The sequence below is a fragment of the Ferdinandcohnia jepli genome, assembly GCF_047246645.1.
GTDB lineage: Bacteria > Bacillota > Bacilli > Bacillales > Bacillaceae_L > Ferdinandcohnia.
In genome coordinates this window covers 48,622-71,420 of the sequence record NZ_JBFOKR010000010.1, presented here as the reverse complement: position 1 = coordinate 71,420, position 22,799 = coordinate 48,622, and the positions used below count along the sequence as shown (strand labels likewise).

The 22,799-nt window shown below is 36.5% G+C and carries 22 protein-coding genes and 1 other annotated feature; of the genes, 8 read left to right on the top strand and 14 right to left on the bottom strand.

Going from position 1 to position 22,799, the window contains the following annotated elements; translation table 11 throughout:
• Positions 1-11 precede the first annotated feature (11 nt).
• The 3 genes from AB3M96_RS12145 to AB3M96_RS12135 form a co-directional block, all read right to left on the bottom strand.
• Positions 12-563 (bottom strand): GNAT family N-acetyltransferase, encoded by a 552-nt coding sequence (locus tag AB3M96_RS12145; protein WP_412967880.1) that lies wholly within the window; start codon positions 561-563, stop codon positions 12-14.
• A gap of 271 nt (positions 564-834) precedes the next feature.
• Positions 835-1,167 carry a YolD-like family protein gene (locus tag AB3M96_RS12140; protein ID WP_412967879.1) on the bottom strand — a complete coding sequence of 111 codons (333 nt, stop codon included), beginning with the start codon at positions 1,165-1,167 and terminating at the stop codon, positions 835-837.
• Between the two features lie 44 nt (positions 1,168-1,211).
• Positions 1,212-2,474 carry a Y-family DNA polymerase gene (locus AB3M96_RS12135; protein ID WP_412967878.1) on the bottom strand — a complete coding sequence of 421 codons (1,263 nt, stop codon included), beginning with the start codon at positions 2,472-2,474 and terminating at the stop codon, positions 1,212-1,214.
• A 159-nt stretch (positions 2,475-2,633) separates the two neighbouring features.
• On the opposite strand from AB3M96_RS12135, the gene AB3M96_RS12130 reads away from it, so the two are divergent.
• Positions 2,634-2,828: a YqzH family protein gene (locus tag AB3M96_RS12130; RefSeq protein WP_412967877.1), complete on the top strand. Its 195-nt coding sequence runs from the start codon at positions 2,634-2,636 to the stop codon at positions 2,826-2,828.
• 24 nt (positions 2,829-2,852) lie between these two features.
• Here AB3M96_RS12130 and AB3M96_RS12125 read toward each other — a convergent pair whose 3' ends face one another.
• The 5 genes from AB3M96_RS12125 to AB3M96_RS12105 all read right to left on the bottom strand — a co-directional run bounded on the left by AB3M96_RS12125 (position 2,853) and on the right by AB3M96_RS12105 (position 7,335).
• The gene (locus AB3M96_RS12125; RefSeq protein WP_412967876.1) at positions 2,853-3,704 is read right to left on the bottom strand and encodes a phosphotransferase family protein; all 852 of its coding nucleotides are present in this window, start codon (positions 3,702-3,704) and stop codon (positions 2,853-2,855) included.
• 116 nt (positions 3,705-3,820) lie between these two features.
• Positions 3,821-4,321, bottom strand: coding sequence for a GNAT family N-acetyltransferase (locus AB3M96_RS12120; protein ID WP_412968000.1), 501 nt, complete (start codon positions 4,319-4,321; stop codon positions 3,821-3,823).
• Positions 4,322-4,334: 13 nt separating this feature from the next.
• Positions 4,335-5,387 carry a glutathione S-transferase family protein gene (locus AB3M96_RS12115; RefSeq protein ID WP_412967875.1) on the bottom strand — a complete coding sequence of 351 codons (1,053 nt, stop codon included), beginning with the start codon at positions 5,385-5,387 and terminating at the stop codon, positions 4,335-4,337.
• Positions 5,388-5,554: 167 nt separating this feature from the next.
• Positions 5,555-6,349, bottom strand: coding sequence for an SDR family NAD(P)-dependent oxidoreductase (locus AB3M96_RS12110; protein ID WP_412967874.1), 795 nt, complete (start codon positions 6,347-6,349; stop codon positions 5,555-5,557).
• Between the two features lie 23 nt (positions 6,350-6,372).
• Entirely contained in the window at positions 6,373-7,335 is a 963-nt protein-coding gene (locus AB3M96_RS12105) for an MBL fold metallo-hydrolase (protein ID WP_412967873.1), read from the bottom strand.
• Positions 7,336-7,552: 217 nt separating this feature from the next.
• Positions 7,553-7,777: a binding site (T-box leader), on the top strand.
• A 59-nt stretch (positions 7,778-7,836) separates the two neighbouring features.
• On the opposite strand from AB3M96_RS12105, the gene proI reads away from it, so the two are divergent.
• The 6 genes from proI to namA all read left to right on the top strand — a co-directional run bounded on the left by proI (position 7,837) and on the right by namA (position 14,570).
• Positions 7,837-8,682, top strand: a complete 846-nt coding sequence (gene proI, locus AB3M96_RS12100) for a pyrroline-5-carboxylate reductase ProI (RefSeq protein ID WP_412967872.1) — start codon at positions 7,837-7,839, stop codon at positions 8,680-8,682.
• Positions 8,683-8,792: 110 nt separating this feature from the next.
• Complete coding sequence (locus AB3M96_RS12095; protein WP_412967871.1) at positions 8,793-9,989, top strand: MFS transporter; 1,197 nt, start codon at positions 8,793-8,795, stop codon at positions 9,987-9,989.
• A 189-nt stretch (positions 9,990-10,178) separates the two neighbouring features.
• Positions 10,179-11,318 (top strand): CAP domain-containing protein, encoded by a 1,140-nt coding sequence (locus AB3M96_RS12090; protein WP_412967870.1) that lies wholly within the window; start codon positions 10,179-10,181, stop codon positions 11,316-11,318.
• Between the two features lie 111 nt (positions 11,319-11,429).
• The gene (locus tag AB3M96_RS12085; RefSeq protein WP_412967869.1) at positions 11,430-12,239 is read left to right on the top strand and encodes a hypothetical protein; all 810 of its coding nucleotides are present in this window, start codon (positions 11,430-11,432) and stop codon (positions 12,237-12,239) included.
• A 103-nt stretch (positions 12,240-12,342) separates the two neighbouring features.
• Positions 12,343-13,488, top strand: coding sequence for a glycosyltransferase family 2 protein (locus AB3M96_RS12080; RefSeq protein WP_412967868.1), 1,146 nt, complete (start codon positions 12,343-12,345; stop codon positions 13,486-13,488).
• Positions 13,489-13,553: 65 nt separating this feature from the next.
• Entirely contained in the window at positions 13,554-14,570 is a 1,017-nt protein-coding gene (namA, locus tag AB3M96_RS12075; RefSeq protein ID WP_412967867.1) for an NADPH dehydrogenase NamA, read from the top strand.
• A 253-nt stretch (positions 14,571-14,823) separates the two neighbouring features.
• Here the strand turns inward: namA and nfsA are convergent, their stop codons facing one another.
• Genes nfsA through AB3M96_RS12055 form a run of 4 tightly spaced genes read right to left on the bottom strand, consistent with a single transcriptional unit; the run spans position 14,824 to position 18,993 of the window.
• On the bottom strand, positions 14,824-15,573 hold the full coding sequence (gene nfsA, locus AB3M96_RS12070; RefSeq protein ID WP_412967866.1) for an oxygen-insensitive NADPH nitroreductase: 750 nt from the start codon (positions 15,571-15,573) through the stop codon (positions 14,824-14,826).
• A 47-nt stretch (positions 15,574-15,620) separates the two neighbouring features.
• The gene (rnz, locus tag AB3M96_RS12065) at positions 15,621-16,544 is read right to left on the bottom strand and encodes a ribonuclease Z (RefSeq protein WP_412967865.1); all 924 of its coding nucleotides are present in this window, start codon (positions 16,542-16,544) and stop codon (positions 15,621-15,623) included.
• 15 nt (positions 16,545-16,559) lie between these two features.
• Complete coding sequence (locus AB3M96_RS12060; protein WP_412967864.1) at positions 16,560-17,765, bottom strand: hypothetical protein; 1,206 nt, start codon at positions 17,763-17,765, stop codon at positions 16,560-16,562.
• Positions 17,766-17,793: 28 nt separating this feature from the next.
• Positions 17,794-18,993 carry a DUF58 domain-containing protein gene (locus tag AB3M96_RS12055; RefSeq protein WP_412967863.1) on the bottom strand — a complete coding sequence of 400 codons (1,200 nt, stop codon included), beginning with the start codon at positions 18,991-18,993 and terminating at the stop codon, positions 17,794-17,796.
• A gap of 224 nt (positions 18,994-19,217) precedes the next feature.
• Here AB3M96_RS12055 and zwf point away from each other — a divergent pair, with 224 nt between their 5' ends.
• Positions 19,218-20,705, top strand: coding sequence for a glucose-6-phosphate dehydrogenase (gene zwf / locus AB3M96_RS12050; RefSeq protein WP_412967862.1), 1,488 nt, complete (start codon positions 19,218-19,220; stop codon positions 20,703-20,705).
• 40 nt (positions 20,706-20,745) lie between these two features.
• Here the strand turns inward: zwf and AB3M96_RS12045 are convergent, their stop codons facing one another.
• Together AB3M96_RS12045 and AB3M96_RS12040 are read right to left on the bottom strand one after the other, a co-directional pair.
• On the bottom strand, positions 20,746-22,014 hold the full coding sequence (locus AB3M96_RS12045; RefSeq protein WP_412967861.1) for a DNA polymerase IV: 1,269 nt from the start codon (positions 22,012-22,014) through the stop codon (positions 20,746-20,748).
• Positions 22,015-22,112: 98 nt separating this feature from the next.
• Positions 22,113-22,577 carry a chemotaxis protein CheW gene (locus AB3M96_RS12040; protein WP_412967860.1) on the bottom strand — a complete coding sequence of 155 codons (465 nt, stop codon included), beginning with the start codon at positions 22,575-22,577 and terminating at the stop codon, positions 22,113-22,115.
• Between the last annotated feature and the right edge of the window lie 222 nt (positions 22,578-22,799).

The following is a 22,799-nucleotide window of genomic DNA, read 5'->3' as shown; positions in this document are numbered from 1 at the left end:
TATTCGCCCTTTTACTTATTACTCGATTTCCATTCCTTAGCTAGCATTCCATAAATAACATGATCCACGTAATGGTCGTATAACCACTCCGTTTGTCTAACAGTTCCTTCATTTACAAACCCCAGTCTTTCAGGAATTGCTCTGCTCTTTGTATTTCCAACAGCCGCATGTATTTCAACACGATTTAGTTTCATCTTTATAAAAGCATAATCTGTTAATGTCTCTACTACTCTTGTCATAATGCCGTTCCCTTGATAGTTGTGGCCGAGCCAGTATCCGATATGCGCTATTTTATTGTTTCGATCTATTGAGTTAAAGCTTGCCACTCCAACAATTTCGCTGTTAAACACGATAGCTGTATGCATCCCTTTTTGTTCTGCATAGCTTTTCAAACAATATTCTATGAATGCTTTTGTGTCCTCAACCTTTGTAGTGGTATCTAGCCATGGAAGCCATTCTCGAAGGTATTCTCTAGATTCGTTTGTTAATTCGAATATACGGTCTGCATCGTTTATGTCTGTTAATTTTAAGGCTAATTTTTCGTCAATTTGATGTAAAAACATTTTTGTGTCCCCTTTCCTACTTTGTGTAACATATTTACTTCTCTCTTTCTGATACAAACTCCTTTTTTTTAGGCTCTTTTCTAAAAGATTGTTGCTATTCGCTTTTTCTTTAGGGTGCGTATTACAAAGTTTAGTGATTTCCGCTCCTGGCACTCCAATCACCCCTGTGAAACATTTTTAACCATTTATTAAGCCTGATGAATGTTTAAAAACAACAAAGTTTACGAAAACAGCCTTTATTTAACAAAAAAAATTCCTCATTCACGAGGAATTATTCTGAAAGGCGTAAATCAATTAGCATGTTTGTTGGTATATAGTGCACATCTCCAAATTTATCAATGATGTGTAATCGTCCTTGTAAATCATCATAGTGATGGATTGTCCCGAGAAGTAGTTTATGATGTTTTGCTTCGTAATACGTGATCATCAGCTCACTTCCTAATTCCATCGCTTCACAAAGAATACCGTTCATTTCTTCGATATGTTGTTCGTCTAAATCAGGCTTTTGCTGAAACGTATCTTCTTCTGTCCAGTCTCTTAATATTTTTACATGTTCCGGCAGCATCATTGCTGTCCATTTAATTGCTCCTCGATCGCGAATCATGTTTACTCCCCTTTCTTAAGCCGTTTATCCTTTCCAATTCGTATTTAGTCTGCCTTATGTCCCCCAACAAGCTTACTACGGTGTCTTGAGGTTCCTGCACTTGTATATGAAACTGCACGCAATAAGGCATCTGAACCATATTTTCCGCGAATACGGTCCATTACATATCCAAGCTTATGTTGTTTGACTCTATCTAAATAAAATAAATCTAATTGCATTTGTGCATCATCTTCAATGTTCGAAAGAGCAATTGAAACTTTTCGTACTGTCTTTTTTGTATAAAACTTTTCAAATAACTCCAAACAAACATTATATAGTTCCATCGTAATATTAGTCGGAGCATCAATTGTCTTTGAACGATAGAAACCTCCTCCAAATTCATCGCGACTGTAATCAATTCCGAGGCTAATTGTTCTTCCCGCTTTTTTATGTCTGCGCGCTCGTCTTGCAACCTCTTCACACATTTCAAGAATAACGTGCTTCACCTCTTCAGGATCGGGATAATCACGTAAAAGAATTTGGCCTTTCCCAAAGCTAATTTGCCCCTGCATAATTGGCGCACCAAGCTCAGATAAATCAACACCCCACGCATGGTAATAAAGCTGATTTCCCATAATTCCAAATTTCTTCTCAAGTAACTCAAGTGGATAATTAGCAAGCTGACCCACCGTTGTAATTCCCATCCCATTCAAGGTTCGTTCCACTCGACTTCCAATCCCCCACATTTCACGTAATGGAGAAATGGTCCATAGCTTTTTGGGAACATCGTCATATGTCCACTCGGCAACTCCCTTTTTCTTTGCCTCAAGATCCAGACATAATTTTGCCATTAACATATTAGGACCAATTCCAACCGCACATGGCAGTCCGTATTCCGCTTCAATTTCCCGCTTGATTTTGTGAGCAATCGTTGTTGCATCTCCCCATAGTTTCTCTACTCCATCAACCTTTATAAAACTTTCATCAACACTATAGACGTGGATTGCACTCTTGGGTACATAGCGATTGAAAAGTCTTGTTATTTCTGTTGATATACGCAAATATGTGGCCATCTTGGGATTTACAAGCTGAATTCGCGGATCCTTTGGAATTTCAAAAAGCCTTGATCCTGTTTTTATCCCAAACTCCTGTTTTAACTTTGGAGAGGCTGCAAGTACAATACTCCCTTGGCGTTCCGTATCCCCTACAACGGCTAAATAGCATTCTAACGGATCAAGTCCTAACAAAACGGCAGCACAGCTCGCATAGAAGCTTTTCATATCTATACATAAAATTTTCTGATCGGGTAGTTGGCTGTAATCTACCATAAAAAATCATCTCCACAAAAGAATGTATGTTCTTATTATATTCCTAATAATAAGAGAATATACGTTCGGTTTCAATGGAAATTTAAAACAGAATGCTCAAGTAGAGAATTCTGCTAAAATAAATGTATAATGGAATATTTAGAATAACGAGGTGCACCTATGGATGAAAAATTCATACGAAAATTAATTCGAAATTACTTTTATCAATACCATCATGATAATGACTCTGTTCCCTTAACAGAAGCAGACTATAAAGAGTTACTTGTAAAAATAAAAGAGCTACAGCAGCTTGATCCAGAAACAACCCTTCATGATATAATAAATGACCTTGTATATGAATACTTAACAAACTAATATAGTATTCAAAGACTAGGAAGACTAGTTTTTATAATTATTTACGAAGTTATATACCCAGTTCAACGTCCAATTAGATAGCTTATCGAGATCTGTTTTTGAAAGTTTTCCTGAAAGATCTCGCAGCATTCGATCTCCTGCCCAGACATTAAATAACTCAATTGGATCTGCAGGTATCATTCCAATGAAGCTAAAATAACCAATTAGCCAACCTGACTCAAACTCCTCAAACGTTTTTTTATCAAAATACTTTGTTCCCTCCAACCGAAGAATAGAGAAAGTACGTGCAAAATCAAACCGATAATCTCCAGCAGATGCATTAGCCCAGTCGATGACGGCAGTTATTTTTTCTCCATCTGTTAGTATATTCAAGGGGTGATAGTCAAGATGAAGTAATGTAGGAGAGTACAACGTATAATACTTTTCAATTAGATTCATTGCCGATTTTTCCAGGTCTGTAACGGGTGTTAAAAAATTCTCATTATTATCTTCAAAGTTATTGTCTACAGATATTGCATGTATGAGCGCTTGCATCCTTCCAAATTCCTTACCAATTTGGCTGGCATTATCGGGGGATCTCTGAAGTTCTTCAAATACTGTATGCCCTTTTGCCCATTCCATTAACATGGCACAATATGATTCACCTTTAAAAACTGAAACTACATTTGGAACAGGGATTCCGTTATTCTGGGCAAGTTGAATCACTTTTTGCTCACGAACAAATTGTTCATAGTGGTCACCGGGCAGTACGCGTAAAGCATAAGCAAAATTTGCGGTTTCAACCTTCCAGACAGAACTATCCTGTCCACCATGAATCTGCTGGACCTTCGTAACAGAAGATAAACCTAATTCTTTCAGTATATTTTCCACGTCCATATCGAATGTTCTCCTTACAATAAAATTTTCAATAACCTATACTTCGATTAATCAGCTTAAATATCCTCTAATGTAAAAAACCAAACCGCAGTTAAAATTGCGATTTGGTTCATTCCTTATAAAGAAAGCCTAAATGCTTTTACAATAATACCATCATTAGCTGGTTCGAAATCATATTGTGGCAACCGTTCAAAGCCATGTTTTTTATATAATTTCATTGCATTCTCCATAAAATCTCCGGTATGTAGTCCTATCGCCTTGAAACCCTTAGCTTTTGCTCGTTGAATACACTCGGAAATAAGCGCCGACGCCACTCCCTTACCACGTGCCTCAGGAGCAACAGCGAGCATTCTAATTTCTGGATAATCCAATTCTTCTAAAGAACCTTCATATGCATCTGTATTAGCTGGAAACAAAACAACGCTTCCTACAATTTTTTCATCAAGTTCACAAACAAGTAATTCGACGCCAGGCTGACTATCCGCTTCAGAAGAGATAGCCTTCTTAAGTGCCAACCAATGTTCTTCAGGAACAGCTTGAGCATGCTCCAGATAAGCGGCAATACGTTGTTCACGAATAAAAATCAATTCATCATCAGTTGCATTTCGAATTCTCATTACATTCACCTGCCTAATTATCTTCACGTAAAAATTTTTCAGTAGTTTTACTTAGCTGTTCACGATTGTGAGCCGTCAACCAGACAGATTCATCAGGGCCTTTAGGAAGAAGTTTCACTTCACTTTTATTAGGGTCAATCGTAATAGACAAATGATAGTGCCTTTTAATTGCATCAAAATCGGTCGTGTCACCAAAACCTGGCGTTTGGTATAAATCTCGAGCATATTCCCATAAATTTTTGTATTCACGAATCAGATTACGGTTTGTTCGGAAGGCCGTATAATAAGCAGCATCAAATCGAACAAGAGTCGTATATAAACGAACATCAGAATCCGTAATAAAATCGCCGAATAAAAATCGGTTGTGAGCCAATCGATTCTCTAATTCATCTAATCTAGCAAACAATTGATCATACGCATGTTCATAGGCTTCCTGTGAAGAAGCAAATCCACATTTATAAACACCATTGTTTATGTCATGGAAGATAACATCATTTAAAGCATCAATCTCTACGCGTAAATGTGTAGGATATAATTCAGGAGCATTTTCCTTATGAAACGGAGACCAAACCGTTTCAAAATAGTTCGTTAGCTTAAAATAATCATTATTAACAGCTTTTTTAGTTTTAACATCGACCATGACTGGAACCGTAGGTCGGCCTATGTAATCAGGATCACTATTTTTATAGACTTCGCTTACATATTGAACACCTAATACAGAATCAACTCCATTTTCATCTAGAGAAAATTCCCAGTCTACATTTTCAATTCTTGGGCGAAGCGGACTAACCGTACCTAAACTAATCGCTTTTTCTAATCCAAGAACTTTCCGAACAATGACAGAACGATGTGCCCAAGGGCAAGCAGCAGACCAAAGAAGACGGTATTTCCCTGATTCAACAGGTAGTTCTCCGGCATTGTGTCCGAATGGAGTTGTGAATCGATTTGTTTGGCGATTAAAAGAGCCATCTGCCTTAATTTCCGCAGGCTTTTTCAATGGTTCTTTTCTAACTTCGTTTGAACTACTATTGATTGCACAGCTTATTTCCTGTTCGTTTTGTGACATATAAATTGCTCCCCCTTTTTACCCAATTATATGTTTCCACTGCATTAAATACATTAATACAAGTAATTAAATCGGTTTACTGAATTTTAATCCTTATTTTTAACTTCCGTCAAGTAAATAAAATAATAAAAAATGCAGAGAAAAGTTCCCCTGCACAAAAGTAACTATTACTTTTTAAAAAACGCCTTTCCCCCGACTTTTTCAACAAGTCTTGGAAAAAGAGTATAAAATACACTTCCAGCATTCATCCAGCCTGGGAGATTAATTTCCCTCTTAGGTGTAAGCATAGAACTCACAATTTTTCTTGCAACAAAATCAGGATCGAGCATAAATCGGCCTACATTCTTTGCATAGGTACCCGATTCGTCAGCAATATCAAAGAAACGTGTTCGAATTGGCCCAGGATTGACCGCTGTTACATGGATATTTGTGTCAGTAAGCTCCATTCGAAGGCTATTAGTAAAACCCAATACCGCATGCTTTGTAGCAGAATATACACTCGACTTTGGTGTTGCAATTTTGCCAGCCTGTGATGCAATATTAATAATGTGGCCAGCGTTTTTTTCCATCATGGCTGGAAGTACCATCTTCGTACAGGAAATTAATCCAAAAACATTAACCTCAAACATCGTTTTCATTTGATGTAAGTTCGCATCTACCACATTAGCAAAAACACCAAATCCTGCGTTATTTACAAGCACATCCACTTTTCCTGCGTTTTGAAGGATTTCTTCGAACACTGCTTCTACATTTTCAAGATTCCCAACATCAACTTTATAGTATAAACACTCTGTTTGATAACGTTCTTTAATAGTCTCCGCAATTTTGGCTAATTGGTCATAGCTTCTCGCTAATAAAATTGGATGAGCACCTTGTTCAGCCACGAGATAAGCAATCTTCTCTCCAATTCCACTTGACGCTCCTGTAATAATAATTGTTTTTCCTCGTAATTTACTGGTCATTGTTTTCACCTCGAAAGACTAGCCTATACATGATATATATACTTTCCATTTACAACTTCTATTTTAATTTCACCTAATTCCTCAAGAAAGTCAAGTTGACCAACTGTTTCAGACATTGTTAGTACGGGCTCTTTAAGAAAAACCTTTGGAAACAAGCTTATACATACTTCAAAAGCAGTCATTGGTTTTTCTCGTAACATTTGAAAAACTTGATTCGCACGCTTTTTTTGTTCTTCAAGGCGATGCTCAATTAATTCAAAAGGATTGTTAATATCTTCTCCATGACCTGTCATAACCATTGCCAATGGAAGAGTTTTTAGTTTCTTTAAAGACTCATTATATTGGACAAGTGGTCTCGGCCGATCTGTTTCACCAAATTGAGGTGGTTCCAGTAACGGATTAGGAGATATTTTTGCAAGTAGCGTATCACCTGCTAAAAACAGGCCATCCTTCTCCCTGAAAAGCCCAATATGGCTTTGCGCATGTCCAGGAGTTTCAATTACTATAAAGCCATCCATTCCAGGAATGCTATCTTTTTCAATTACGGAAGACGTTAAGGAACGATGACAGGAATACTTTAGTTCTTTGTTCATGTTAATCATATTTGTTAAATCAGGATCTATCCCCAATTGAATAAAAAGCTCTTTATAAAATGGTTTATTTGCCTTGAAAAAATGTTCATCACGACTAATCCACGGCTGATTCTTCGGGTGCCCTATAACTGGTAATTCCGCAGGAAAGTAGTCAAGAAAACCTACGTGATCAGGATGGTGATGCGTAATTACAACCTGGTCTATATCTGAAGGCTTATGACCTAAATCAGATAATTGCTGTGTAAAGCTCTCCCATGCTTCCTCCGTTTTTGTTCCAGCATCAACTAAAGTTAATGTATCTCCTTTAAAAAGATACATATTTACATCTCCAACCGGAAACGGAGTTGGTACCGTAATTTTGAAAATATCCTTTGTCGTTATTAAAGAACTCATACAAATCTCCTTACAGTTAATATATTTATATATTTTTTGAAACAGGTTATCTGTTAGTTTCAGATTTCCTAGTATGTACAGTTAGTAGTATCATTACCAGTTTACTCGTTCAACGCTTATTTGTCATTATATTCAAATAATTAATTTGAATCACTTCAATTTTTAATGAAAAGTAACCCTTGACATCGCATTTAATCCGATGCATAATGACTAAAAATGTAAAGCAATGATTAGGAATAGTAAATCATTTAATGGCAACAAGAGAGTGAGATTCAGCGGCTGAAAGATCTCATAGCCCCCTTAGTGATTGAACCTACCTAGGAGCAGTTAGGCAAACCTAACCGTCAACCCACGATACGGGTTTCGAGGCGAACATCTAGAAAAAAAATTAGATGTTAAGTAAGGTGGTACCGCGGATAGTCAGACCTATTCCGTCCTTTATAAGGATGGAATAGGTCTTTTTATATTTCTAAAAAAAACGAAAACAATGGAGGGATAGTTATGGAAACCAAACAAAAAATTGTGTTTGTTGGTGCTGGCTCAATGGCTGAGGCAATGATTTCTGGAATGCTACAAAAGGAGCTGTTCTTACCCAATCAAATTTCTGTAATGAATCGCTCCAATCAAGAAAGATTAGAAAGTTTGAAACATACCTATCAAATATGTATAAACAATAGCAAACAAACAGCAATTAAAGAGGCAGATATTATTATACTAGCTATGAAGCCTAAAGATGTTGTTAGTGGTGTTTTGTCTATAAAAGACTTTGTCACTGAAGAACAGCTTGTTATTTCCGTCCTTGCAGGTGTTTCAACTACTACGATTACTGAGTTATTAGGAAAAGAAGTTCCAGTTGTTCGTGCAATGCCTAACACTTCGGCTACAATCGGAAAATCAGCTACCGCTTTATCAATTGGTGAATACGCAAAGCATCAACATCTCCTGCTCACCCATAAATTGTTTGAAACGATTGGAATTGTCACAACAGTTGAAGAAAAGGAACTTCATGCAGTAACTGGATTATCCGGCAGCGGTCCAGCATATGTATATTACCTAGTAGAATCCATGGAAAAAGCTGCAGATGAAATCGGCTTAGAAAAAGAGATTGCGAAAGAATTAATTCTCCAGACAATTATTGGGGCTGCAGAGATGCTGAAGAAATCACCAAAGCAACCGGCTACTTTACGTCGGGAGGTTACTAGTCCAGGAGGAACTACTGAAGCCGGAATAAAAATTCTTGAAAACTACCGCTATCAAGAAGCGATGATTTCTTGTATCAAGAGAGCAACCGGAAGATCTATTGAATTAGGTGAGGCACTTACACAAGACGTTGCGCACAAAAAATAAATCCAACAAATATATTGTGGTGCACACTAGTGGGAATCTCTTTCCATTTTTGGTAATATGAAGATATATTACTATTTTGGTAGTCGAAATAAAAATGATAAGGAGATCCTATGAGTGCACCCCTTCCAAAAGAAACTTCGTTTATTGAAACTGAAAAAGAGAAAATCTGGTCACGTGATTTCACACTAATTTGTATTTCTAACTTTTTTATTTTTTTAGGTTTTCAAATGACATTGCCAACAATTCCACTTTATGTAGAGGAGCTTGGAGGAAATGATCGGCTAATAGGGGTCGTTGTTGGAATCTTTACATTTTCTGCTCTTCTTACTAGACCTTTTGCAGGTCATTCTTTAGAAAAGAAAGGCAGACGTTTTGTCTATTTATTGGGGTTAGCAATTTTTATTGTCACAGTTGGTTCATACGGTATTGTTAAAAGTATCATCTTCTTATTTGCTATGCGTGTTTTACAGGGTGTTGGCTGGGGATATTCAACAACTGCATCTGGTACAATTGCAACCGACTTGATACCTCCCAAAAGACGTGGAGAAGGAATGGGCTACTACGGTTTGTTTGGGAATGTAGCACTTGCTTTTGGTCCATCACTTGGTTTAGCCTTAGTGGGTACCATTTCTTTTACTCAATTATTTTTAATATGTTCCGTTCTAGGATTAGTGGCATTCCTTTTATCTTCAAGAATCCATTATAAAGAAGTTGAACCACCACCAGTACAGCTCAAAAAATGGGACTTCTATGAAAAAACCGCCCTTCCTCCATCCATTCTATTATTCTTTATAACCGTTACTTTTGGAGGTTTAGCTTCATTCTTGCCTCTTTACACTGCTGAAGAAAATGTGGGAGGTATTCAGTGGTACTTCTTTATTTTTGCAATTTCCCTCATGGTAACTCGTACATTTGCCGGGAAGCTATATGACCAAAAAGGACATCGAGCAGTATTTGCCCCCGGAGCATTTTCAATTATCGTGGCAATGCTTTTATTAGCATGGCTGCCAAATACATTTGTTCTTTTTACAGCTGGTGTATTTTACGGACTTGGCTTCGGTGCAATCCAGCCAGCCTTACAAGCATGGTCTGTACAGTCGGCCCCGCCACACAGAAAAGGTATGGCAAATGCAACCTTCTTCTCATTTTTCGACCTTGGGGTAGGAATTGGTGCAATTGCATTCGGACAAATTGCTTACCTATTTAATTATCACGCTATATATTTGCTTTCAGCATTATCTGTAATAGTATCCATCCTACTCTACTACACTACAATTGGTAAAACTCAAAATCTAACTAATCAATAACGGGACTACAAACTATTGTAGCTCCCTTTTTATACTTTAGGAGAGTTAAATAAACAAACAGTCTGAAACCGTGATTTTCAAAAAACTTATTGAATCACAATTATTTGGTTAAAATGGAATAGGGATATTCTAATTAGATCCTACGTTTTATGATACATCCTCTAATAGGGATTGGAGGTAATAATAATTATGAGAAGAATCCTGCTGTTTTTATCGTTTCTATTTTTTCTGTATGCTTCATGGACAGTCATTGATAAACTAGCAGCAAAATCTGACAATCAATCAGTTTTTGAGACTATTACTTCAGAATTTAATTCTGTTACACATGCAGAGGAGCTTGATGAATTAAAAGGTTTTCTTTCAAGGAGTATTGATTATATTAGCACGTTGCTATCTTCCCTTTCTGAGACGTCTCCCGAAAAAAATATCATTGAAAACAAAGAGGTTCCAAGACCCGATTTAGTTGTACCAAGTGAACAGACATTTTCAGTTCACAACATAGAAATCGGGGAAAGTAAGGAAGAAGTTGAAAAAGCACTTGGAGCACCCAAGCGAGTTTCATTTAATGAATATGGTACAAATTGGTACTCTTATCACGAAAATTACCAAAATTTTATTATGGTAGCTTACGATACCCAAAACCAAGTTGTCGGACTATACACGAATCAGGATTTACTTACTTCTACTCTAAATATTACACGTGGAACCCCCAAACAAGACGTATTGAACCAACTCGGAGAACCACTAGATAAAATTCAAAAGGGTTTTGTGTATTATCAATTTCAGGATGACCGGGATTACGAAGTATTTCATATCGACAACTCGTATATCACACTCTTTTTTGATAAACATGAAAACAATACGGTTACATCCATCCAAATTATTTCTGAAAGCCTTGAAAAAAGTAGACCTGATTTTTATACAGATGCCAGTGAACAACTAAAAGAAGGCTTTGAATTTCAATTATTCGATCTAACGAATGCGTCAAGGGTAAATAACGGCCTACAGGTACTGACCTGGGATGAATCAGTTAAGGAAACCGCACGGAAACACAGTGCAGACATGGCAGAGAATAATTATTTCAGTCATACAAATCAACAAGGACTTTCACCCTTTGACAGAATGCTTGCTGATGAAATTCTATTTACAGTTGCTGGAGAAAACCTTGCTTATGGACAATTCAGCAGTGTATTCGCACATGAGGGTTTAATGAATTCTCTCGGACACCGGGAAAATATTTTGAAAGCAGATTTTGAGTTTCTAGGTGTTGGAGTTGCTTTCAATTCTGAATCTCACCCCTATTACACAGAAAACTTTTTTGCTAAGTAAAGCGAAAATACAATCGTTAGGCTACTTCCACTTTTACGACGGTGAAACCAGATGAAATTCCATCTATATCCATCTCATTATTTGGTTACCCTAGTAAAAGAGGTGATGAAGATGACTTTTACTCGTATTTTACTGATACTGTTCCTTTTCTTTAGTTTTCAGGGAGTAACACTTGCCCAGCAGTCCGAATCATCGTATGGTCCTTTTGCAATTATTCAAAAGGATTATATTGACTTAGATGGTGATGGAGAGAAGGAAGTAATCGAATTATTTGCTCGTAAAAACCAATATGATTTAGCGAATGAATGGGCACTTAAGATTGACGGAAAAGAGATAGGTTCTTACGATAATAAAAACGATTTATATCAACTAGCTGATATGAAGTTCGTTGATGTGTTACAAAATGGGAAACTCGACATTCTCTTATATTTCCGTTCTGTAGGGAGTGGCGGAATTACCGGATTAACTGTGCTTAGTTATGTAGATGATGGAATTGAAGAAATCTTCACTGATCAAAATTCAGAGGATTGGACAGAACAAACCAAGCAACGATTTTCAATGAAATATAAGGGGAATTTTCAAGTCCATTTTAAAGATCAACAAAGAAAACTTGCAGCAACAATACCATTATCAAAACAAAGGTATCAGGATTTTCCAGATAAGAAAGAGTTACAAAAACGGTTATCTGATATTACTACCTGTGTAGCCCCAATATCTGATTATCGCTTTGAAAAATTCACGAAAATGAAACCACAAGAGATTGTAACAAGACAGTCTATATCAGGAATTGCTCACTATGATGTAATCGCCTATTATGAAACAAGATATATTTTCAATAAACAAGAAAATAAATATATTCCAGCAGAGGTTATCCTACAAAGCACAGAGACAGGAAAAAAGCTAGCCGAGGAAGCTTATTAAATTTTTGAATTTGCGCATCGACTAATTTGTCGGTGCTTTTTTTACTGCATATACAGAATGTAAAAAGTACAATAAAGGAAAGGCTGTAGAAGGAAGTGCTAAGATGATAACATTTATACTCCTGTCCAATCTAATCTTTTGGACATTCATTTTACTAAATGGCATTTTAGGGTTTAGAAGCATTAAAAGGCTAGAAGACATACAAACGATTGATAAAACTCCACTTTTATCAATAATTGTTGCAGCTCGAAATGAAGAAGACTCTATTGCTAAAAGTCTAGAAACACAATTTACTCAGACATATCATAATCTTGAATGGATTGTAGTGAATGATCGTTCTACAGACGACACCGGAAGAGTATTGGAAAAATTACAAATAAAAAATAACAGGCTCAAAGTAATCCATATTTCTAAATTACCTACAGGTTGGTTAGGTAAAAATCACGCTATGTACCAAGGATATTTACACTCAAAAGGTGATTACCTATTATTTACAGATGCCGATGTAATGTATCAGCCAGAGGTAATACATAAAGCAATGAGCTTTCTTCAAATGGAAGAAATTGATCATCTAACAATTGCTCCTAATCTTTCCGCACAGACATTTTGGTTAAAGACCTTTGTTTCCTTTTTCTTATTTGGTTTCTCTTATTTCAAAAGACCCTGGTTAGCAAATAAAGATCGTTCAAAGATTGGAACTGGAATAGGAGCTTTTAACTTACTTTCACGTCAGGCCTACGAACAGATCGGTACTCATAAAGCAATTTCTCTTAGACCTGACGATGATCTTCAGCTTGGCTTTAAAATTAAAGCAACTGGATTAAAACAAAGAATCGTATCTGGACTGTCTTTACTTTCTGTTGACTGGTATCCCAGTTTACGAGCAGCATTTACTGGTCTTGAAAAAAACACCTTTGCAGGATTACATTACAGGGTTTCTATGGTCTTTTTAGCTATAATTGGTACATTTGTATCTACAATATTTCCGTATATTACCCTTTTTACAGGTGATAGCATACATTTTCTTTTGAGTATACTCATTATCTTTCTTCTTGGATGCTCATACACGTTAACAACTAAAAAAATAACAACTTTCTCCCCTTTACTGTTTATTGTTTTTCCGATTACTTCATTGTTGTTTATATACTCAATTGCACGAGCAAGTATATTAACATTCATAAGAGGTGGAGTGATGTGGAGAGGAACAAAATACAGTTTAAAAGAATTGAGAAAAATGGATAAAATTTAACTATATTGCCATTAAATGATATAATTTCCTTAGGATATCGAAATAAAATTGGAGGTTTCAAAATTATGAACACAGCTTTATTTTCACCTTATACAATTAAAAATGTTACTTTAAAAAATAGAATTGTTATGGCACCGATGTGTATGTACTCTAGTCATAATCAAGATGGTAAAGTTGAGGATTGGCATTATACTCACTATGTAAGCCGTGCTGTTGGCCAAGTGGGTCTCATTATGGTGGAAGCGACAGCAGTTACACCGCAAGGAAGAATCTCCCCTCAAGACTTAGGAATTTGGAGTGATGAACATATCCCTGGTCTACAAAAATTAGTGGATATGATGAAGGCACATGGTTCAAAGACAGCCATACAAATTGCACATGCAGGTAGAAAAGCTACTGTTGAAGGAGAAATTGTTGCACCTTCTGCTATCGCCTTCAATGAAAACTCAAAGACACCAAAGGAATTAACAATTCCTGAGATAGAGGAAATTGTTCAAGCATTCAGAGATGGGGCAAAACGAGCAAAGGAAGCTGGTTTCGATATCATTGAAATCCATGGAGCACATGGATACCTAATAAATGAATTTTTATCACCGCTTTCTAATAAACGAGAAGATAAATATGGCGGAAGCTATGAAAATCGGTACCGTCTCCTTGGTGAGGTTATTGATGCAGTGAAAGATGTTTGGGAAGGTCCTCTGTTTGTTCGTGTCTCTGCACATGACTATACAGAAGGCGGATTAACTCCTGAAGATTATGTGGATTACGCTAAGCGTATGAAAGAACAAGGGGTTGACCTCATTGATGTTAGCTCTGGGGCAGTTGTACCAGCAAGAATTGATGTCTACCCTGGCTATCAAGTAGGTTATGCGGAATTAATCAGGAACAAAGCGAAAATTCCAACTGGGGCTGTTGGTCTCATCACAAGAGGCATTCAAGCAGAAGAAATACTTCGTAACGAAAGAGCAGACTTAATCTTCATTGCCCGTGAGTTATTACGTGATCCTTATTGGCCAAGAACTGCAGCAAAAGAACTAGGAGTATCAATCGAAGGGCCAGTCCAATACGAAAGAGGCTGGTAAAACACCAAAATCCTACTGAAAGTATCGGATTTCAAATTACTTACCTAAAACAAGGCGATATCTCTATGATATTGCCTTTATTCATTTATAGATTACTAGTAAAGAAGTCACTATATAAAACTCTGCCTATTAGAAAACTCGGCGATTGCCGAGCCTTTAGGAGACAGCAGAGGCGTAGTTGCAGTTATGCAGATAGGAAATAATTTTATGCTTTCCTATCTGCTAAAAAGAAAAGTTGTCTCCTCGAGACACCTTATTCTAAGTCATAGCCCTGCTTTTTAACAAACTCTTTCATATACATTCGCTTCGGTTTTTCAAGCATATTCACCATTTGTTCCGTCCACGTATCTGATCGTTTTCCATCTGTTCGTTCTAGATAATATTCCGATATTATCTTGTTGTATTCTTGCAGTTGTTTCACATACACTTTTTCATCCTGTTGATATTCATCCTCATGATAGACATGTTCATATGGTAACCTTGGTTTTTTCCCTGGCTCTTGATCTGGGTAACCGACTGCAATACCAAAGAGCGGTATAACCCGTTCAGGAACCTTTAATACTTGACAAACATCTTCAAGATTATTTCGTAATCCCCCAATATAACAAGCACCTAGACCCATAGATTCTGCCGCAATAACAGCATTTTGTGCTGCCAATGCAGCATCTATCACAGCTACCATGAATTTTTCTGTACTTTGTAAGGACGTTGTAATATCACGATTCTCCATTTGACTCAAAACCTGATGGCGATGCAGGTCTGCACAAAACACGAAAAAATGTCCGTTTTCTGCAACATAAGTTTGATTTCCAGCAATCTCCGCGAGTTGCTGTTTACGTCCTTTGTCTTTCACTCCAATAATTGAATATGCTTGAATAAAGCTAGAAGTTGAGGCCGCTTGCGCACTCTCAACGATAGTACGAATTTGATCTTCGGATAGAGCTTTTTCCTCAAACTTTCGAATTGATCGATGATTCATGATTGTATCTATTATTTGATTCACTATACTACCTCCATCATGTTTTTCTAGTTGGGATTATTATCATTCTACTATTTCGAATTTATTTCATATTTCATAAAGTCTTTAGCAATGTAAGTTGGTGAAAAAACAGTACACGCTTCCTTAAGGAGTTGTTGACTATCTTCTCCCTGATATCTTGAACTAATATGAGTTAGTACAAGTGTTTTTGCATTTGCCTGCTTTGCAACTTCGGCAGCTTGAGTGGTTGTTGAATGAAAATAATCATATGCAAGTTCAGCTTCATTACTACTAAAGGTTGCTTCATGTATTAGTAAATCTGCATCTTTAGCAAGTTCAATACTTTTTTGACAATACCGGGTATCACCCAGAATGGTAATAATTCTTCCTTTTTTAGAAGGTCCTATGTATTCCTTGCCATTAATTTCTTTTCCATTCTCAAGAATTACCGTCTTGCCTTCCTTAATTCGCTGGTAGAGCGGTCCAGGCTTTATCCCTTCATCCATAAGCTTGTCTACCAAAAGTGTTCCAGGTAAATCCTTCTCAACAATTCGATATCCGTAAACTTGAATTCCATGTTCTAGCTCCCTTGCTTCAACATAGAACTGGTCATCCTCAAAAATAATACCCTCTTCGATTTCAACAACTTCAAGTGGATAGCGAAGATGCGTCCCACTCACCTTCAGTGAAGTGTCTACAAAAGTCTTTATACCTTTTGGTCCATAAATAGTTAACAATGCTTCTCCACCTTGGAAGGAACGACTACCTAAAAAACCAGGTAAACCAAAAATATGATCACCATGTAAATGAGTTATAAAGATTTTTTCAATTCTTCTTGGTTTTATTGATGTATACAATATTTGATGTTGGGTAGCCTCACCACAATCAAATAGCCATGCGGCTCTTCTCTCCTCTAGCAATTGAAGAGCAATTGATGTTACATTACGTTCTTTTGCCGGAACTCCCGCACCCGTTCCTAAGAATACAACTTCCAAACAAATATCCTCCGATTACTCTTTATTTTCTTTCATTTTTCGTTTTATTTCTTTTACTATTTTATCATACTGCTCTTTTTGTTCCTTTGTAAGTGACTCCTCTTCATATCGGACAGTTTCATAATAAATTACAAATTCATTGTCTTCCATATACCCTAATCTTGTAAGCCACTCCCTAGCAGTCTCGTCCTTCAACCGCCCCATTTTATGTTTAGCTGCATAACGTTCCAATTCGTAAAATATACGGCGAACATAATCCTTCGGTGGTTTACTTTTAGTGAAACGTGACACGCCCTTGTTCGTCAGTATTGACGTATTCATTACTATCTCATTCGCACCCTGCACACTAATAACTCTAGTTCTATATTTTTTCCAGTACCAAATAAGTAATACTACTAGAACAATTATAAGCAACGTCCATCCAAACAATGGATTATAGGTTGCTTGTTCCATATCAATAAGATCGCTATATTGAACTGGCTCTACTTGTTCAGTTTCCTCATCAGGATATTGCGCATCAAAAAACTTTTTCAAAAAATCTTCCTGTCCTAAAAGAAAGTAAAGTAAAGGCGTTAATAATATCCCGAAGAAAAAAAAAATTCCCTTTATTACATAAAAAAATGTCACCTTTAGAATTGGCAAGGCAAATGTAAGGATTGTAACTGCTCCAATCATACTTGTTATAACAATAGTAACCCATTTAACTTGTCTCTTCATTCCATCATGATCCGAAAACTGGCTACTTAATAAGCCATCTATAAATCTACCAACCATTACTAATATGACCTGGAAACATGTTAGAAGTAAGACTACATAACTGTATGTATAATCAACAAAAGAATTCATTAGATAAACGATAATCGCTGTTATGAACGTTATTCCTAATATCGAAAGTTCATGTTTCATATCTGCCTCATTAAGATGAGCAGGTACTCTCCAAATAACAAAGATGACGATGATAATCAAAAGTTCTAGTTTATCACTAACAAGGAAGCCTAATCCAAAACTGATTAGTCCTGATAGAATTACTAACCAATATGGCCTCTTTTTAAATAAATAAAAAAGGCCTAACATGATTAGCGGTCCTCCACCAATTACAGTCAGAAATGGTAAAATTGGTGAGACAATTCCTTCATGCATAAAATAAATAAAACTAATAATATATAAGAGTAATGCTTCAATACTATAATGATAGATTCGCAGAAAAATATCTCGTCTCATGATAATCCCCCGATTAACCCTATAATAATTACCTGTTCACCACTGAACTTGTTGATTTCCTACTTAAAGGCTGTAAATATCCCGTTTCACCCTGATCAACTACCTGATAGATTGTTTCGTTTCGAAGCAAAAGACTCTTCATCATTTCCACATCTTCTTGTGGTGGACCCGAGAAAATGACATAGGGTGCAAGTGTATGATGCTTTGCAATGAATAGCATCATTCGTTCCAACGAAATTAAAACAGAATGCTGGTTAACTCTAGCAAGCATTTCAAGCGCTTTATCTAATTGTTCAGCACCGGTACCAAGCGGTAGATGGAAAAATGGAACTTTACCAGCAGACCGAATATTGATAAATAGTTCAAACATAATATTCTTTTGAGTTGCTGTATGACAAATGTATGTTATGTAACTCATTACATTTTCTAAATTAGAAATTAGACCATTGCCATCCTTTATAGTGACAATTATCGACCATGCAAATAACGAGGTCTTATCATAGATTTTCGTTTGTAATGTTTGCGTTTTAGCTGTGGCCAACCAATGAATCCGATTAAAAGGGTCACCCGATCTGTAATCCCTGGTTCCAATTGGAGAGTTTTGCTGTTCAAATAATGATCGTCTATTTGAATAGTTCCCCTGCCTTTTTGGAAGAATTTGCTCAATTCCATCTACAGAAATTGGCGTTGGATAAATGATAATTTCGTGATACAAAGGTTGATTGTATTCCATTACAGCAATACCAAAACCGAATGGATGCTGTAATGTAAAATAAACACTCCTAATTTTTGCAAACCCTCGCCTTTTGGCATAAATCGGTAAGGAAATATGTAAAGCTTCCTTTGCTGACATCGTAAGAGGAATAATTGCCTCTACTTGTTGTCTTTGCTCCCCCTTGCTTAACGGATGACAATCGACCACGTTATCTAAGAAAAAATGAAGTTTACTATTTAGTATAGGAATTCTCCCATATTGCTCAATTTGAATATCAATACTTCCTGTCTCATTAGGGAATAACTTAACCTTTTGCCGATTCTGATTAATAAGCATTCCATTCGCGGCATGCTTTAAATACCATTTACTTAGTACTCCAAACAAAAAAAACGTACTAGAAAAAGCAAATAAATAAAATGAACTTGAATAAAAGCTAATTAAAATCATAATAAATGCAAAAACTACGATAAAATTTAAGAACTTATTTTCTATTATTCGTTTATGCCACTGCATATGTGATATGTGCCTCCAGTTTCCATCCTATTTTTTCCATTATACATGAACTATTTCACTTTACTAGATAAAAAATAGATTGTATTGTTAATAACGGCTAAAGATTTCTATGGATGGAACACTAATTAAAAATATATTATTTGCTTTCATTATATCAAAGGTCTAAAATTAAATATTTGAGTAGACATTGAAAAATAAACGTTGTAAAAAAGTGGGGTATTGTAATGACATATTCAGCACCAAAGACAATTGTAGTAATTTTTGGAGCAACAGGTGATTTAGCAAATAGAAAGTTATATCCTTCTATTTATAATCTTTATACAAAAGGAAAGCTTACTGAAGACTTTGCAGTCATTGGTGTCGCTAGACGACCACTTGATCATAATGAATTTAGACAAAATGTTAGAGAGTCTATTTCTGAAGGTTTAGGGGATTCAAAAAATGAAATAGTTTCATTTTCTGAGCATTTTTATTATCATGCTTTTAATGTAAATGATAGCTCCTCATATAAAGAATTAAAGCTATTGGCAGAAGAACTAGATTCAACCTATCATACGGAAGGTAATCGCATTTTTTACTTAGCCATGGCACCTGAATTTTTTGGCACAATTGCTGAAAATCTAAAAGCTGAGGGACTAACAGCTACTGATGGTTATTCTCGTTTAGTTATTGAAAAGCCGTTCGGCCACAATTTGCCTTCTGCCCAGCAACTCAATGAGCAAATTCGCCACGCATTTTCAGAAGATCAAATTTACCGTATTGATCATTATTTAGGTAAAGAAATGGTCCAAAACATTGAGGTAATCCGTTTTGCGAATGCCATTTTCGAACCACTCTGGAACAATCGCTATATCTCAAATATACAAATCACTTCCAGTGAGGTCTTAGGCGTAGAGGATCGCGGTGGTTATTATGAAAAATCTGGTGCACTTCGTGATATGGTGCAAAACCATATGCTCCAAATGGTCTCTCTATTAGCAATGGAACCACCTATTAAATTAAATACAAATGAAATTCGCAGTGAGAAAATTAGAGTGCTGCGCTCTTTACGACCATTAGAAGATTCAGAAGTACATAATTATTTTGTTAGAGGTCAATATGGTCCAGGAACAATTAACGGACAGCAAGTACCTGGTTATCGTGAGGAACACAATGTAGATCCTCAATCGAATACTGCAACCTTTGTTGCAGGAAAGTTACTTATTGATAATTTCAGATGGGCTGGAGTACCATTTTACATCCGAACCGGTAAACGCATGAAAAAAAAATCTACAAGAATCATTGTTCAGTTTAAAGATATTCCTATGGATTTATATTTCAAGCAAGATAAGGAACCGCAAAACCCGAACTTATTAATCATCAACATCCAGCCTGATGAGGGCATTACCTTACATCTTAATGCTAAAAGACCTGGTCAAAATACAAAAACAACACCCGTAGAGCTGGATTACTGTGTAAATTGTATTGATGGAATTAATACTCCTGAAGCATATGAAAAATTAATTTACGACTGTATGATGGGTGATGCAACTAACTTTACACATTGGGATGAGGTCGCACTCTCTTGGAGGTTTGTAGACTCTATCTCTAAGGTTTGGGAAAGCCAAATCGCTACTGAATACCCTAACTATGAAGCTGGGTCTATGGGACCTAAAGCAGCTGATGAATTATTAGAAAAGGATGGCTTCCATTGGTGGCCGATTTCTGAATAACATATGTAAGACCCCTATCTTTTTTCAGAGAAGGGGTCTTTTACTGTTCATTATTCAAGTCACTTAGAAAGTCTTTTTCAAAGCTAGTTCCATGCTCATTATTTCGAGGCATCTGTTTCTTCGAAAGTTTGACTCCATTAGAAACAATTGTTTCTCCATATTTACCTTTCAATTGGTCTAGAACCTTTAACAATGGTTCCTTCTTTGCATCTTTTTCGTATGAAAAAAGATCGAGTTGTTTGTATGCTTCATTTTTTTCCAGCAGGTCCTGGGCTGTAACACCTATTAACCGAATTGGTTCACCATTCCAATGGATTTTGAATAATCGTAGAGCAGCCTTGAATATGTCCTCATCCTTATCAATAGGATTCTCAAGCTTTCTACTCCTAGTTACTGTTTTTCGGTCAGCAAAGCGAAGCATAAGCTGTACATTATTAGTAAGCATATCTTTTCTACGAATCCTCCCACCTACCGAGGTAGACAATCTCTTTATGACTTCAGTAAGTTCGCGCTCATCTGTAGAATCATGTGCTAATGTCGTGGAATTACCTATGCTTTTAAAGTCAGAAATAGCATCGGGATCGACTCGTCTATTATCAATGCCATTAGCTCGTTGCTTGAGTCTCTCGCCATTTATACCTAAAAGATGTTTTAATTGAACATCATTTCCGTTCGCGAGATCTCCAATCGTTTTAATATTGATGGTTGCTAATTTCTCTGCTGTTTTTGCTCCAACCCCATGCATTTCTCCAACTACCCTCGGCCAAAGAATCGGTTGAACATCTCTTTTGCGCAGCACTGTTATTCCCATAGGCTTTTTCATGTCTGAAGCAGTTTTTGCAAGAAATTTGTTTGGAGCAATCCCAATACTACATGGAAGTAATAAATTTTTCAGTACATTCTGTTGAATGGATGTGGCAATTTCAAGTGGTGACCCTACATTATAACATTCCGTTATATCTAAATATCCTTCATCAATTGAAACAGGTTCAACAAGGTCTGTATATGAACGCAGTATGTCAAACATCGCTAATGAAGCTTTCCGGTATCTCTCAAAATTCGGTTTCATAACAACCAGATCCGGACACTTACGTTTTGCTTCCCAGAGTGGCATCGTTGTTTTTACACCCTTTGCCCTCGCTTCATAACTACATGTTATTATAATCCCCTTCCTCTCCTCCACATTACCAGCGATAGCAAGAGGTTTTCCTTTTAGTGAGGGATCATAAGCAATCTCAACGGATGCGTAAAAACTATTCATATCGACATGTAAAATTACTTTTCCGTTTTTAGGATACATTTCTTTCATGACTACACATCCTATTGCATGCACTTTTCCTATATTTTATCATATTCAAAAACAAGACAACATTCGTGACGTTAGTTCGGCAAAAGAAAAAAGCCACCTCAATGGTGACTTTGAATATGCTCCTTCACATCTGTAAATCCGTCTAATCCTTGAAAGAGACTCGCAGGGTCTAAGAGGGTGATTAGTCTATCCTCTAATGTAGCAACTCCTGTTATGTAAGGAGAAAGTTGATAAGTAAGATTCAAACCTTTAATTTGGTCGTCTTGGATATCTAGTATCTCTTTTGCATCATCTACAACTAACCCTACTGACAAGGTTTCTGTCTTTATTACAATAATTCTCGTATTTTCAGTACTCTTTGTTTTTACATTAAATAGAATGACACCTGTATCAATAATTGGAACCAGTTCATCTCGAATGGTAAGTACACCTAACATATAAGAAGGCATATGGGGAATTACATTTGATTCACTAAATCTCTCAATGGAAATCACATTTCGTATTGGAACAGCATACTCTTCACTACCGGTCGTAAAAACAACCACTTTATTGTTTTCTAGCAAACTATTCACCTCATCTAGTAAAAACGTCACTACGTCTATATAGGTCTATCATACTTTACCCAGTGGTGAAAATAAAGGGGAAAATAATAGATGATAGACATGGGAATGTGATTTTTCTATCTTACCTTCGTTGGTAGTTTTACACCACAAAGGGCAGGTAGAACGCTTCTATCTTGCTTTCCTTGGCAGTTTTTTACCACAATGGCTCGTAGGACACTTCTA

Bases quoted from the DNA above. Each gene is read 5' to 3' on its own strand.
- AB3M96_RS12125 (WP_412967876.1), bottom strand. From the start codon at position 3,704: ATGGACGTGGAAAATATACTGAAAGAATTAGGTTTATCTTCTGTTACG.
- AB3M96_RS12140 (WP_412967879.1), bottom strand. From the start codon at position 1,167: ATGATTCGCGATCGAGGAGCAATTAAATGGACAGCAATGATGCTGCCG.
- AB3M96_RS12085 (WP_412967869.1), top strand. From the start codon at position 11,430: ATGACTTTTACTCGTATTTTACTGATACTGTTCCTTTTCTTTAGTTTT.
- AB3M96_RS12135 (WP_412967878.1), bottom strand. From the start codon at position 2,474: ATGGTAGATTACAGCCAACTACCCGATCAGAAAATTTTATGTATAGAT.
- AB3M96_RS12090 (WP_412967870.1), top strand. From the start codon at position 10,179: ATGAGAAGAATCCTGCTGTTTTTATCGTTTCTATTTTTTCTGTATGCT.
- zwf (WP_412967862.1), top strand. From the start codon at position 19,218: ATGACATATTCAGCACCAAAGACAATTGTAGTAATTTTTGGAGCAACA.
- namA (WP_412967867.1), top strand. From the start codon at position 13,554: ATGAACACAGCTTTATTTTCACCTTATACAATTAAAAATGTTACTTTA.
- AB3M96_RS12130 (WP_412967877.1), top strand. From the start codon at position 2,634: ATGGATGAAAAATTCATACGAAAATTAATTCGAAATTACTTTTATCAA.
- AB3M96_RS12110 (WP_412967874.1), bottom strand. From the start codon at position 6,349: ATGACCAGTAAATTACGAGGAAAAACAATTATTATTACAGGAGCGTCA.
- AB3M96_RS12045 (WP_412967861.1), bottom strand. From the start codon at position 22,014: ATGAAAGAAATGTATCCTAAAAACGGAAAAGTAATTTTACATGTCGAT.
- AB3M96_RS12060 (WP_412967864.1), bottom strand. From the start codon at position 17,765: ATGAGACGAGATATTTTTCTGCGAATCTATCATTATAGTATTGAAGCA.
- AB3M96_RS12120 (WP_412968000.1), bottom strand. From the start codon at position 4,321: ATGAGAATTCGAAATGCAACTGATGATGAATTGATTTTTATTCGTGAA.
- AB3M96_RS12115 (WP_412967875.1), bottom strand. From the start codon at position 5,387: ATGTCACAAAACGAACAGGAAATAAGCTGTGCAATCAATAGTAGTTCA.
- AB3M96_RS12095 (WP_412967871.1), top strand. From the start codon at position 8,793: ATGAGTGCACCCCTTCCAAAAGAAACTTCGTTTATTGAAACTGAAAAA.
- AB3M96_RS12105 (WP_412967873.1), bottom strand. From the start codon at position 7,335: ATGAGTTCTTTAATAACGACAAAGGATATTTTCAAAATTACGGTACCA.
- proI (WP_412967872.1), top strand. From the start codon at position 7,837: ATGGAAACCAAACAAAAAATTGTGTTTGTTGGTGCTGGCTCAATGGCT.
- AB3M96_RS12145 (WP_412967880.1), bottom strand. From the start codon at position 563: ATGTTTTTACATCAAATTGACGAAAAATTAGCCTTAAAATTAACAGAC.
- AB3M96_RS12055 (WP_412967863.1), bottom strand. From the start codon at position 18,993: ATGCAGTGGCATAAACGAATAATAGAAAATAAGTTCTTAAATTTTATC.
- AB3M96_RS12080 (WP_412967868.1), top strand. From the start codon at position 12,343: ATGATAACATTTATACTCCTGTCCAATCTAATCTTTTGGACATTCATT.